Annotated in this window: 9 protein-coding genes; all 9 read right to left on the minus strand. The window is 44.9% G+C overall.

Annotated elements, in window-relative coordinates:
• Positions 1-11: 11 nt before the first annotated feature.
• The 9 genes from cyoA to CRO25_RS27175 all read right to left on the minus strand — a co-directional run bounded on the left by cyoA (position 12) and on the right by CRO25_RS27175 (position 13,833).
• The gene (gene cyoA, locus CRO25_RS27135; protein ID WP_063566558.1) at positions 12-965 is read right to left on the minus strand and encodes a ubiquinol oxidase subunit II; all 954 of its coding nucleotides are present in this window, start codon (positions 963-965) and stop codon (positions 12-14) included.
• A 317-nt stretch (positions 966-1,282) separates the two neighbouring features.
• Positions 1,283-1,546, minus strand: a complete 264-nt coding sequence (locus tag CRO25_RS27140) for a hypothetical protein (RefSeq protein ID WP_024631414.1) — start codon at positions 1,544-1,546, stop codon at positions 1,283-1,285.
• A 398-nt stretch (positions 1,547-1,944) separates the two neighbouring features.
• On the minus strand, positions 1,945-3,291 hold the full coding sequence (locus CRO25_RS27145) for a GH1 family beta-glucosidase (protein ID WP_063566557.1): 1,347 nt from the start codon (positions 3,289-3,291) through the stop codon (positions 1,945-1,947).
• A 16-nt stretch (positions 3,292-3,307) separates the two neighbouring features.
• Positions 3,308-5,689, minus strand: coding sequence for a glycoside hydrolase N-terminal domain-containing protein (locus tag CRO25_RS27150; RefSeq protein WP_079697113.1), 2,382 nt, complete (start codon positions 5,687-5,689; stop codon positions 3,308-3,310).
• A 266-nt stretch (positions 5,690-5,955) separates the two neighbouring features.
• The gene (locus tag CRO25_RS27155) at positions 5,956-7,641 is read right to left on the minus strand and encodes an ABC transporter substrate-binding protein (protein ID WP_079697155.1); all 1,686 of its coding nucleotides are present in this window, start codon (positions 7,639-7,641) and stop codon (positions 5,956-5,958) included.
• Between the two features lie 332 nt (positions 7,642-7,973).
• Entirely contained in the window at positions 7,974-9,677 is a 1,704-nt protein-coding gene (locus CRO25_RS27160) for an ABC transporter substrate-binding protein (RefSeq protein WP_063566555.1), read from the minus strand.
• A gap of 379 nt (positions 9,678-10,056) precedes the next feature.
• Positions 10,057-11,745, minus strand: a complete 1,689-nt coding sequence (locus tag CRO25_RS27165) for an ABC transporter substrate-binding protein (protein WP_063566554.1) — start codon at positions 11,743-11,745, stop codon at positions 10,057-10,059.
• 186 nt (positions 11,746-11,931) lie between these two features.
• Positions 11,932-12,834, minus strand: coding sequence for a carbohydrate ABC transporter permease (locus tag CRO25_RS27170; RefSeq protein WP_063566553.1), 903 nt, complete (start codon positions 12,832-12,834; stop codon positions 11,932-11,934).
• A gap of 15 nt (positions 12,835-12,849) precedes the next feature.
• Positions 12,850-13,833 (minus strand): sugar ABC transporter permease, encoded by a 984-nt coding sequence (locus CRO25_RS27175; RefSeq protein ID WP_063566552.1) that lies wholly within the window; start codon positions 13,831-13,833, stop codon positions 12,850-12,852.
• Positions 13,834-13,990: the final 157 nt, after the last annotated feature.

Below are 13,990 nucleotides of genomic sequence, written 5' to 3' on the forward strand. Positions count from 1 at the left end.
CTTTCGAATCTTTAGTTAGCACTCTTGTCCACGTCTTGCGTAGTAATCTCTTTGGCACCTGAAGCTTCACCGTGCTTGCTGTGAGCGCTTTGACCGTCAATAACATACTTGGTCACGATGTCTTGGAACAGTCCTTCAGGGAAGGAAGAATAATAAGCTACATTGCTTGTTCCCGGTTCCGCCAGTGTTTTATACGTTTCTTGCGTCAGCGGTTGGGATTGTTGTTTCACTTCAGTTACCCATTTGTCGAAGTCTTCCTCCGATGTAGCATTGACGTCAAAACGCATTTGGGCGAAGTGTTCCCCGGTAAAGTTGGCACCTGAACCCCAATATTGACCTTCATGATCAGCTTGCAAGTACAAGGTCATCGCCATACCCGACATTGTATAAATCTGTCCACCAAGCTGCGGAATCCAGAACGAGTTCATCGGTGAATCCGCGGTGAGCTCAAATTTTACGGGCCGGTCTGCCGGGATATTCAACGTGTTGACCGTTGCAATACCTTGCTCCGGATACATAAACAACCATTTCCAGTCCAGTGAAGATACTTGAATGGTCACCGGTGCTTTCTCGGAAGCCAATGGCTTCGAAGGTTCCAGATCATAGGTGTAGCGGATTGTTACAACCGCCAGCAACCCAATAATAATAATCGGAACGGTCCACCAGATAGCCTCCGCTTTAGTGCTATGAGACCAGTTAGGCTCATAAGCAGATTTATTGTCCGGTTTGTCGCGGTAACGCCATACAATTACAGCAGACAAAATCAATACAGGCACAATAACGACTGCACACAGAATTGTCGAAATGACAATCAAATCTCTCTGCGAAGCGCCAACAGGCCCTTTCGGATCCAGAACAACGTACTGCCCGCCTGCCAGCATTGGCCAGACAATCAATGCAATTGTAACCAACGTCAGGACAACCGGAATGATTATCCGAATTAGCGACCTAGGTTTCTTGTTCATCTTGATCCCCTCTCCTTAAATTCGCTCATACTGAAAAAACAGTATACTACTCTCTTCCTTCTAAAGATATCAGAAATGAGCAACTTTTTTGTTCATGTTAACAAATTTGTCGATTTTACACCTTAAATGTGTGAATTTTTTCTCACAAATCACTTGCATACTTGATATTTCCTCATTGTAATCTTTACACTTCAAGTCACAAAATAAAACCCTTTGCAGTCCCGTTGAACAGTATCAACGAATCCGCAAAGGGCTTTATTGACTGGGATTCCGGGTGCTCATCCAGTCTTATTATGAACGAATTAACGCAAGATTATTTAATCGGCGCCTTCGTCTTCCCGGCGTGTATGAACAAGTCCAATCGATTTGGCAATAACGTAAATAAATACACTGCCAACCAAGAAACCGATACCCACCATTAATCCGAGGTTACGATCATTAAAATCATTCAGGTTGATCAGGCACATGACTACTCCCGTAATGAGGGCAATCCAAGCCAGAACTGTCATCGTTAGCACTGCACGCCGCATATTTTTATCTTTGCGTTCCAATTGGCTTACCATTGCTGTCTTCGATGCCATAGTAAACACTTCCTTTTCCCTTTTTGTAAGTGCTTTCCTTATACCAATATACCACATCAGTATGATTTTTAGTCAACAAATGTTCAAATTTATTTCGCAATTTGGACACTTTATTTGTATTTTAACTGTTGACAAGGACCAGATCACTTCTTCTTACTTCTTATAACCCAAAAACGCTCTCCTCATAACATGAAACAGCTTAGACCTTATGAAACCTTCATGAACATGTGAGTCCTGGCTGAAAATAAAACAATAAAAAAGACGTTGATTCGGATAATCGAATCAACGTCTTTTTTCTGATTAAACACGTATGTCCCTGCATTTAACAATTGAAATAACGTAATTACTTAGTTATGTCAGGTTCTGAGCACTTCTTCGTGGAATATTGAAATTAAAGCTTAAATTCGTGTCTCCAACCAATTATTTTTGATCACATTTTGATACCAGTAATAGCTTTCTTTAGGTGTTCTGACCAATGAACGGTAATCCACATGCACAAGACCAAAGCGCATACGGTATCCTTCCGCCCACTCAAAGTTATCCATCAAAGACCAAGCCATGTAGCCTTTCAGGTTGATTCCGTCGTTGATAATCCGATGAATTTGGGCCAAATGCTGCTCATAGTATGCAATCCGGCGATCATCATTGATTTTGCCATTTTCCAAATCATCATTGATGCATGCACCATTTTCTGTGATGTAGACATCCACATTTCCGTATTTTTGCAAGTAATGCATGAACTCATACAGTCCGCGTGATTCCACAGGCCAGCCAATATCTGTCTTAGTAAGTCCCATATCGACCTCTTCGGATTGCAATGCACCCGCCTCTGGATTGAAACGATTGATTCCCATGGTGTAATAGTTAATGCCCAACAGATCAATGGGTTGCGAGATGATTTCCATATCACCTTCCTGAATTGGTACGGTAGCTCCAGCTTCAGCGAACCAGTCCACCATAAATTGTGGATACGATCCTTTGTAGATCGGGTCTAGGAACCAATCGGTATTCAGTGCAATGGAACGGTCGCAGGCTGCCTGATCTTCTGGAGATTTGCTGTAAGGCTCAGCCCAGCATACATTGGGTGCAATACCAATCTGTCCTGTTGTACCCAAGCGACGGAACGACTGAACGGCTTTACCGTGAGCAACCAGCAGTCCGTGAGCAACATTAATGGATGTTTGCAGGTCCTTATTTCCTGGTGCATGAATGCCGAGCAAGTTGGACAGAAAAGCAATACACCATGGTTCATTGAAAGTCAGCCAGAAATTAATTTTACCGGAAAACTCCTTAAAGATGACTTCAGCATATTTTACAAATGCATCCACCGTCCTACGATTGCCCCAACCTCCGATATCCTCCAGCGTCTGAGGCAGGTCCCAATGATACAGCGTACAGAAAGGTTCGATTCCCGCTTCAAGCAACTTATCTACGAATCGATGATAGAAGTCCAATCCTTCCCGATTGATCTCGCCATCTCCATCAGGAATAATACGCGGCCAGGCGATCGAGAATCGGTAGGTGTTAATCCCAAGCTTTTTCATCAGCTCGATGTCTTCCTCATAGCGGTGGTAACTGTCACATGCGACATCACCATTATCTCCATTGAATACTTTGCCGGGTGTACGGGCAAACGTATCCCAGATGGATACCCCGCGTCCGCCTTCCTGCGCTGCACCTTCTATTTGATAGGAAGCTGTTGCTGTTCCCCAGCGGAAATCTTGTGGAAATTTAAAAATCGTCATCGTCTACTCCTCCGTCTCATGATGACACGCGGATCGTCTGTCCTGCGGTCATGGTTAAAATCACTACATAATCACCCTGAGGTGTTAACTGCGCCTTAGGCTGATCGTTTCCTTCCACACGCAGTGGGTATGCACTCCGAATGGTTATCGAACCAGCGTGATCAGCCTTAATTTCGGCGCTTGAGAGTCTGCCATCTGCCCACGCGATTGCCACCGTGTATGCACCTCGTGCCCGAAGCCCTTTCACACTGCCACTGGCCCAGTACTCAGGCAGCGCTGGCAGCAGATGTAATTCGCCTAAATGGCTTTGCAACAGCATCTCCGCAATACCGGCAGTGCCACCAAAGTTGCCATCGATCTGGAACGGCGGATGATCATCGAACAGATTAGGATGCGTGGATCGAGCCAGCAGCGTACGGACAAACTGATGTGCCAGCTTGCTATCCAGCAGCCTCGCATACAGATTGATCAACCAGGCACAGCTCCAACCTGTATGCCCGCCACCTTGTGAGATGCGACGTTCAAGTGACACTCGTGCTGCTTCCACCAGTTCCGGCGTATCCAGTCGGTTGATCTGCTCCCCTGGGTACAAACCATACAGATGGGAGACGTGACGATGCCCTGGTTCGGATTCGGCAAAATCCTTAAACCATTCCTGCAGCTGCCCCTCGCTTCCGATCTTGAATGGATAGAGCTTGCTGCGTGCTTCGCTCCACTCCTTCGCCAGCTGCTGATCCACATCCAGCTGCTCCGTTGCTTCAATGCACCGATCGAACAACTCACGAATCAATGTCATATCCATCGTCGAAGCCATGGAGATGCTGCGAGCCTCTCCTTCCTCAGTCAGGAACTTGTTCTCCGGAGAGGTCGATGGAGCCGTAACCAGATATCCGTCTGGTCCCTCCACCAACCAGTCCAGACAGAAGAGTGCCGCTTCCTTCATGATTGGATACGCGCGTTCCGCGAGAAATTGTTGATCACGGGTAAACAGATAATGCTCCCATAGATGTGAAGTCAGCCACACGCCGCCCATTGGCCAGAACGCCCAACTTGCGTCTCCGCCTGTAGGCGTGGATGTCCTCCAAATATCTACATTATGATGGGCTGTCCAGCCACGTGCTCCGTACAAAATACGTGCCGTTCTTCTCCCGGTATCGCTTAGATCCTCCAACAAGCCAAACAGCGGCTCATGGCATTCACTCAGGTTGCATACTTCTGCCGGCCAGTAATTCATCTCGGTATTGATATTAATCGTGTAATCACTGTGCCAGGGCGGCTCCACCTGATGATTCCAGATTCCCTGCAGATTGGCTGGCTGGCTACCTTCACGTGAACTACCCATTAACAAATATCTACCATATTGAAAATAGAGTGCCTCCAGGCCAGGATCATTGGCTCCAGCCTGGTAAGCTTGCAGTCGCTCATCTGTAGGCAATTCTTCATTGGCTGAAGCGCCGAGATCAATAGATACTCTTGAAAATAAAGTCCCATGATCCAGGACATGTCGCTCCCGAAGAGCCTTCATGCCATGAGCCATCGCTTTTGTGATTACTTCCCTGCACTCCTGATCCAGAAGCACACCATCTTTAACAGGCATCACATTATAGCCTTCAAAGGCGGTCGCCGCTGTCAGATAAAAAATAACCTGGTCAGCTCCCTGAATATGAAGTCTTCCGTCCATAACCGTTACTTCGGCATTCTTGCCCGTCGCAGTCGCGGCCAGTCGCATAGCATAAGCCGTTCCACGATCTTCTTCGTAGATGACAGACTCCGGATGATCCCTGAAATAATTCGATTCAACATGACTCGGACAGCGACTGAACAGTGTAAGTGCATTGTCCGAAGTCTCAACGTTATAAGGATGTGGACTGTCCAACGTAACGCTTACGTTTACAGATCCCATACGATCAGCAGTGATGGTACAGATCATGAGATCATCTGTTGCACTGGCGTATACTTCACGTACATAACGAATGCCTTGATATGAATACTTCGTCGTTGCAATGCCGCTATGGAGATCAAGCTCCCGCTCAAATTCATCGTACGGGATCCCATCCAGTTCATCGTGCTGCAACTTAAAGTGGCCCATCGGCTGATAAGCTTCCACATCACGTCCCAGCATTTCGCGGTTCAGCAATTGTTCAGCTTCGCTATATTGCCCGGACATAATCAGTTCACGGGTCTGTTTCAGATACCGCTGACTGCTGTACTGAATGGTGTCGCGTGGAAATCCGGACCACAATGTATCTTCATTTAGCTGGATTTGTTCACCCGATGCTCCGCCGTATACCATACCGCCAAGGCGACCATTACCGATAGGCAACGCCTCTTCCCAGCGAGTAGCAGGCTGACGATACCACAGACGATTTTCTTTTGTTCTCTCATTAAATGGGGTCATAGATAACTCCTGTTCCTAATCAGCTATTTTTCATTCAGTACTAAAACGTTTTCGGTATAGCTAAATAACCAATATAAATACTGTTTTACTTGATCGTAATCCGCTTACCTACAAGGCTAAATTGTCGTTTATCTGAAAGTGCTTACAGTAAGAAAATTATATTTGATTTCGAAATTTGCGTCAATGTTAAACATCACATGGACAGCAAAAAAAGCCCCTTGCTCAGGGCCTTTTTTGTATATCTGCCTATTCAATTAAAACATAAGTTATTTAACGTCTTTACCTGTCCACAGGGAAACACGATCCTTAACCCAAATAGTGTACTGTTTCTCCATTTCAACTGCGCCGGCTTTGTCCAACTCGGCGAGGAAATCATCGTATACTTTATCAAAGTTCGCAGCTGTAGTCAGAACAGCTTCAGGAATACGTTTGCGCACGATATCCTGTGTTTTTCGGAACGTTACCTCATAATCTGTACCTGATGGTACAGGCATGTTGTATGCTGCGCCCCAGTCTTTCAGTTGCAAATCATCTTCAGAAGGATAGAATTCTTTCCATGTTGTAATGCCATATGCTTTCAAAGTTTCTTTCTCTGCGGCAGTATAACCAGCCTGGATCTGCTCTGGGAAGTTCGTTGTGTAAAAGTTATCCGTGGAATCTTTCACGCCATCACCGTATCTCGCACTAAACACGCTATACATACCGATTCCTGTTTCTTTGGTGAAGTTAGAGTTGTCATTGGTTTTACGATCCTGAATATCTTGAGGAATCACCCGTTGACCATCCTCTACATTGTAGTGTTGGCCTTCAATGCCCCAGTTTCTCAAAACTTGACCTTCGTCCGAAGCGAGCCAGTCCATGAATTTGATAATACGAACCGGATCTTTGGCAGAAGTTGTAATCCCGATGCCATATCCGTCAAATCCGGTTGGCTGGAATGTATGGTCCACAATGTCCTTGTTCAGGGATACAGAGAAGTGAGCATATGTGCTGTCATCTTTGCCCGCTGATTTGAGTGCATTTTCTGCTTCTTGATAATTCCACTCCTGGTCAATCAGACCGAGTACGCGACCACTTGCGATTTTGGATTTATATTGGTCATCCTTTTGGACAAATGTATCTTTGTCCAGCAGTCCTTCATTGTACATTTTGTTCAACCAGCGGAAGTATTCTTTCTCCTCTGGACGTTTGTAGTGCAACATCGCTTCATATGTTTCAGGGTTGATATAATATTCTCCATCATCGGGTGCTCCAGTTGCTTGGAAGGCCGGGTTCGTTACTGTAATCATAATCTTCCAATCATCTGCATTCAGCGTCAATGGAATGGTCGGCTGACCGTCAATCGTTGGGTGTTTTTTCACATATTCTTTCAATACATTCTCGTAATCCTCAAGTGTTTTCACTTCAGGGTATCCGAGCTCTTTAAGTACTTTTTGCTGAATTTCAAATCCGCCTGTTGCGTCAAACGCAACATTATCAACACCCATATTCGTTGGGATTGTATAAATGGCCTGATCTTCCGAACTGTATTTCAGCCGGTTCATCTGGTCCCCATATATTTTTTTCAGGTTTGGAGCATGCTCCTCAATCAGATCCGTCAGGTCAAGCATTGCCCCTGCATCTACTAGTTTAGACAAGTTACCTTTTGGAAAAACAATATCAGGGTACTCACCGCTAGCCGCCATAAGTGCAATTTTCTGGTCTCCACCATTGTTTACATCATACTCAGCTTCAATCGTAACGCCTGTTTGCTTGGTAATCTCTTTACCGACTGCATCCTGCATCTTGTTCCAGGTTGGACTCGCATCCGCACCAAAGAATGTGAAAGTAACCGGTTCGGTTCCACTGGACTCTGAGGCTTCTTTATTTCCCGAATTTCCGCAGCCAGCTGTAACCAGCATTGCACTTGCGAGCATCAACATTGCAAACGTCTTGGGTGTATTGCCTTTCATTTTGCCTCTCATTGTCTAGTCCCCCTATTATTTATGAAGGTTTTATCTGTATAACAGGCTTTAAGCCTGAGGATACCGTTGTAAGACGCATTTCTGTATGCGCTTACTAAAAAATTAAATTCGCACTCTTTTTTAACAAAACCTAAACCCATGAAAACTCTTTTAGCAACATACATAAAACGTTTTCGGAAAATAATTTAAAATGCTTGCTGAAAGTGCTTACATTAAGGATTATATGCTATCCTACCCCTTTCGTCAACAACAAAAAAGGCCCCTTTTAGGGGACCCATTTTGCTTTGAAAATGATCGTTTATCATGCCTTATTTTCAGTATTATTTCACGTCTTTACCTGTCCAGAGAGATACACGTTCCTTGATCCAAACGGTATATTGTTTCTCCATGTCTACCGCCCCTGCTTTATCAAGTTCAGCCAGGAGATCATCATACACTTGGTCGAATTTCTCAGGTTTGGCAAGGATGGCTTCAGGAATACGTTTACGGATGATGTCCTGCGTTTTCTGGAACGTTACATTATAATCCGTATCCGAAGGTACAGGCATGTTATATGCTGCGCCCCAATCTTTCAGCTTCAAGTCGTCTTCAGAAGGATAGAAATCTTTCCACGTTGTAATGCCATAGGCTTTCAATGTTTCCTTCTCTGCCGCAGTATAACCTGCTTGGATCTGCTCAGGGAAGTTCGTTGTGTAGTAGTTACCTGTGGAATCTTTGACACCATCGCCATATCTTGCGCTGAAGATGTTATACATACCGACTCCTGTTTCTTTGGTAAACGCCGAGTTGTCATTGGTCTTGCGGTCCTGTACATCCTCAGGAATGATACGTTGGCCATTTTCCACTTTGTATTGTTCGCCTTCAATCCCCCAGTTTCTCAGCACCTGGCCTTCATCCGAAGCGAGCCAATCCATGAATTTGATAATACGTACAGGGTCTTTTGCAGTTTTGGAAATTCCGATGCCATATCCATCGAATCCGGTAGGTTGGAACGTATGATCCACAATATCCTTGTTGAGGGATACAGAGAAGTGAGCGTAAGTATTCTCGCCATTTTTAACTGATTTCAAAGCATTCTCAGCTTCACCATAGTTCCATTCCTGGTCAATCAGCCCCAGTACCCGACCGCTTGCGATTTTGGATTTGTATTGATCGTCCTTCTGCACAAATGTATCTTTGTCGAGAATGCCTTCATTGTACATTTTGTTCAACCAGCGGAAGTATTCTTTCTCCTCTGGACGTTTATAGTGCAACACCGCTTCATACGTTTCAGGGTTAATATAATATTCACCGTCATCCGGTCCACCTGTTGCCTGGAAGGCTGGATTCGTTACCGTAATCATAATCTTCCAGTCATCTGCATTCAGCGTCAGCGGAATGGTTGGCTGTCCGTCAAGTGTTGGATGTTTTGCATAATATTCTTTCAGAACTTTCTCGTAATCCTCAAGCGTTTTCACTTCTGGGTAGCCGAGTTCTTTCAATACCTTTTGCTGAATCTCGAATCCGCCTGTAGCATCAAACGCAACATTATCTACACCCATGTTCGTTGGGATCGTGTAAATGGACTGATCTTCCAAACTGTATTTCAGACGGTTCATCTGGTCCCCATAGATTTTCTTCAGGTTAGGTGCGTATTTGTCAATCAGATCTGTCAGGTCAAGCATCGCGTCTGCATCCACAAGTTTAGACAAGTTACCTTTAGGATAGATAATATCAGGGTATTCACCGCTGGCAGCCATCAAAGGTATCTTTTGGTCGCCACCATTATTCACATCATACTCAGCTTCAATTGTAACACCTGTTTGTTTCGTAATTTCTTGGCCGACTGCGTCCTTCATGTTGTTCCAGTTTGGACTTGCGTCAGCACCAAAGAACGTGAAGGTGATTGGACTGGTCGTATCCCCTGTGTCCGTTGGTGTTTCTGAAGCCGTAGTTCCTCCTCCGCTACCACTGCACCCTGCTGTAATGGCAAGAGCGCTGGCTAACAGAAGCATTGCGAATGTTTTTGGTGTTTTGCCCTTCATGTGTAATCCCCCTTATGGATAAAATGAAGCTATCTATTGTAGAACAGGCTGACCTGCACATACCGTAATTGGGTGATTCTCATTGTAAAACGTTTGATTTTATAACATAAAAAGCGTTTTCTAAAATGAAGTGAAAAACACTCACTCTATCCAGTAATTTGAGGAACCAATCCTTACTCCTTTTGACTGAAGAGATTCGTGTACATGCCTTGATAAATCACTAATGAAAGTGCTTTCATATTTGAATAATAATCCCTCTAAAAGTCCTTGTCAATAGTGAATTTACAAAATTGAAAACGTTTTTCGGAAAACGTTTTAGGTATAAAAAGAACCCAGTTTCCTGGGCCCTTTTTTCGAAAAACTATTCTGCTGAAAAGCATTACTTGCTCTCTTCACCGCTCCACAATTGAACACGGCTTTGTACCAGCTCAGTGTATTGTTTTTCCATGTCCTCTGCTCCGGCTTTATTCAGCTCGGCAATCATCCCATCATAAATGGCATCGAATTGTTCAGGGGAACTGAGGATCGCTTCAGGAATCCGTTTACGGATAATATCCTGTGTTTTTTGGAAAATAACGTTGTAATCCGAGTCACCTGGAGTTGGCATATTGTACGCTGCTCCCCATGGTTTAACCGGGAACTCATCTTCACTTGGGAATAGATCTTTCCACGTTGTTGCGCCGTATGCTTTGAGTGTCTCTTTCTCTGCATCGGAATACGCCGCTACAATCTGTTCAGGGAAATTCGTTGTGTAATAGTTATCCGTTGAATCCTTGACACCATCTCCATAGTGACCAGACATATTGGTATAGAGGCCAATACCTGTTTCTTTCTGGAATACGGCAGCATTATTCGTTTTTTGGTCCTGAATATCGGCCGGAATCACACGTTTGCCATCTTTCACTTCGTACTGCTCACCTTCAATGCCCCAGTTCATCAACACTTGGCCTTCCTCAGAAGCTAGGTAATCAAAGAATTTAATTGTACGAACTGGGTCCGGATTCGATGTTGTAATCCCTACACCCCATCCAGATACAAAACCAGGGTCCTGGAAGGAATGATCCTTGATATCTTTAGACAGAGTTACCGGGAAGTGTGAATAGGTCGCTTCATCTTTGCCCGCTGCTTTCAATGCGTTTTCCGCATCGGAATAACCCCAATCCTGGTCTATGACGCCCAGAACACGTCCACTTGCAATTTTGGATTTGTATTGATCCGTTTTCTGTACAAAGCTGTCCTGATCAAGCAGTCCTTCTGCGTACATATGGTTCAACCAACGGAAATACTCTTTCTCTTCAGGACGTTTGTAATGCAGACTTGCCTCATATGTCTCAGGATCAATATAGTACTCGCCGTCATCCGGAGCACCTGTTGCCTGGAAGGCCGGATTCGTTACCGTAATCATGATTCTCCAGTCATCTGCGTCCAGGGATAACGGAATCGTTGGTTGACCGTCAATCGTTGGATGTTTCTCCTTATATGCCTTCAATACATTTTCATAATCCTGCAGTGTACGCACTTCAGGGTATCCCAGCTCTTTCAATACACGCTGCTGAATCCCAAATCCGCCGCCTGCATCAAAATACTTCTGGTCTACCGCATAATACGTAGGTAGTACATAAATTCCTTGATCTTCGTTGCTATATTTCAGCCGGTCCATGTAATTACCATACAGCTTCTTCAGATTGGGAGCATATTGCTCGATCAGATCGGTCAGATCGACCATTGCCCCAGCATCCACGAGCTTGCTTAGCTCTCCTTTGGGTGACACGATATCCGGATAGTCTCCGCTTGCTGCCATTAAGGATACTTTATCCTGACCACCACTGACGGCAAACTCACCGTTAAGGGTTACTCCTGTTTTCTCTGTAAGGACCTTCCCCACTTCATCCTTCATACCGTTCCAGTTCGGACTGGGATCGACGCTAAAAAAGTCAAAAGTAATCGGAGACGTATCACCGCTAGTGTCCTTAAACGACGTTTCGCCGCTGTTTCCTCCACCGCAACCTGCGAGCAAAGACATCGCAAGCACTGGAGCCAGTGCAATCTTCATTTTGTTTCTTGCCATAATGGTAATCCTCCCGTTTCATATGTCTGTCTATCCGGGACTTTTTTGTCCCTGTCTATAGCTTCATGAATGCCACTCCGCAGCCCTATACGGTGAAGCGCAGGCCAAATGGCTGCGCTTCGGGCATTCTGATGCTTCTTTTATTATACGGCCACTCTATCTATGTGGCGGCCTGTACAAACTTACTTAAGCTTTTACTGCACCCAATGTCATACCACCTACAAAATACTTTTGCAGGAATGGATACACAATCAGGATTGGAACCGTAACAACGATCGTGATCGCCATTTTGATGGATTCCGGTGAAATCTGTGTCATCTGCTGTGCCATGTCATTGGCGTTACGTCCGGCTCCCGAGCCTTGCTGTGTACTTTGCAGTACTTTCATCAGCTCGTACTGGAGCGTGGTCAGATGCGCCTTCGAACCATTATACAGGTACGTATCGAACCAAGCATTCCACTGGCCTACAGCCAGGAACAACGCGATAGTTGCAAGTACCGGTTTACAGAGTGGCAAAATGATTTTGTAATAGATCTTAAAGTCATTCGCACCATCCAGCTTGGCTGATTCCTGCAATGCATACGGCAGGCCATCAATGAAGGAACGGATAATGAACACGTTAAACGCACTGATCATACCTGGCAATACATACACCCAGAATGTACCGATCAGGTTCAGGTCACGCATCAGGATGTACACCGGAATCAGACCACCGGAGAAATACATCGTGAGTGCAAGTGCAGTAGAAACAAACTTTCTCAACTTAAAGTCAGGACGACTCAGTGTAAATGCGATCATTGAGGAACTGATCAAACCGAGCACGGTACCTACAATTGTACGTAGAATGGATACCTGCAAACCTTGCAGCAATCCATCGTATTGGAAAATCGTTTTGTAGTTTTGCAATGTGAAATCACGAGGCCACAAGTAAATTCCACCACGTACGGTATCTGTCGAGTTATTGAGTGAGATAGCCAGTACGTTCAGGAATGGATACAGTGTTACAATCAGCACCAGGGTCATCGCGAGGATGTTGAATATATCGAACAGCTTATCGCCCCGAGTAGCATTGAATGCTTTGTTCGCCATAATGTCGTCCCCTCCCTACATGATGCTTTCTTTGGTGAATTTTTTGAACAATCCGTTCGCTGTAAACAGAAGGATGATACTGACAACGGAATTGAATATGCCTATGGCTGTACCATACGAGAATCGTCCCATATTCAAACCATAGTTGAGCGCGTATAGATCAAGCACTTCCGAGTAGTCTAGCACCAGACTGTTTTGCAGCAAAAATTGCTTCTCGAAACCGATACTGATCAGATGCCCGATGGACATGATGAACAGTACAGAGATCGTAGTCCGAATGCCTGGCAACGTGATATGCCACATTTGTCTCCAGCGGTTCGCTCCGTCTACACGGGAAGCTTCGTAAAGTTCTTGGTCAATACCGGTAATGGCCGCCAGATAGATGATCGCATTCCAGCCGGTTTCCTTCCACATATCTGAAGCGGTTACAATGTACCAGAACAGGTTCCCCTTAGCCATGAATTGGATCGGCTGATCGATAATGTTTAGGTTTACCAAAAGGTCATTGATAATCCCGCCATCGGTGGAGAGCATCTTGGTAATAATCCCTGCCACTACGACCCAGGATACAAAGTGAGGCAGATATGATACCGTTTGCACGGCGCGCTTGAAGAACATGCCTTTCATCTCATTCAAGAGAATCGCAAAGAAAATCGGCACGATAAAACCGATAACCAGTCCCATCAAGCTCATTGCAAGCGTATTTCGAAGTACCAGATAGAAGCGATCATCGCTGAATAGCTCTGCAAAGTGTTTAAAACCAACCCACTGTTGATCACCGAACGATCTGGCCGGTTTATAGTTTTGGAAAGCCATCGTCCATCCCCATAGTGGCAGATAGTTAAATACAAAAACCCAAGCTACGAATGGCAATGACATGAGATAGAGATACTTTTGCTGTTTCATACTGTCCCAAACTCTGTTCCGCCGTTTTTGTGTTGGCGGATTGGGGTCACTGCTTTTTTTCGCGGAAGCGGATTTTTCTGTTAGCGTTTCCATCTCCGTTCCCCCTCCTCTGATTTATAAAATAATCATACCTGATAGAGCGTTTTCAAAATACCATCTGGATTTTAGAGAAAATCATATGAAAATTAGATATCCCCTTATAAAATCCGATATTATATCTATAAAATTAGTGATAATGACGCTATCTATT

The sequence above is a fragment of the Paenibacillus sp. RU5M genome, assembly GCF_900221055.1.
Taxonomy (GTDB): Bacteria; Bacillota; Bacilli; order Paenibacillales; family Paenibacillaceae; genus Paenibacillus; species Paenibacillus marchantiae.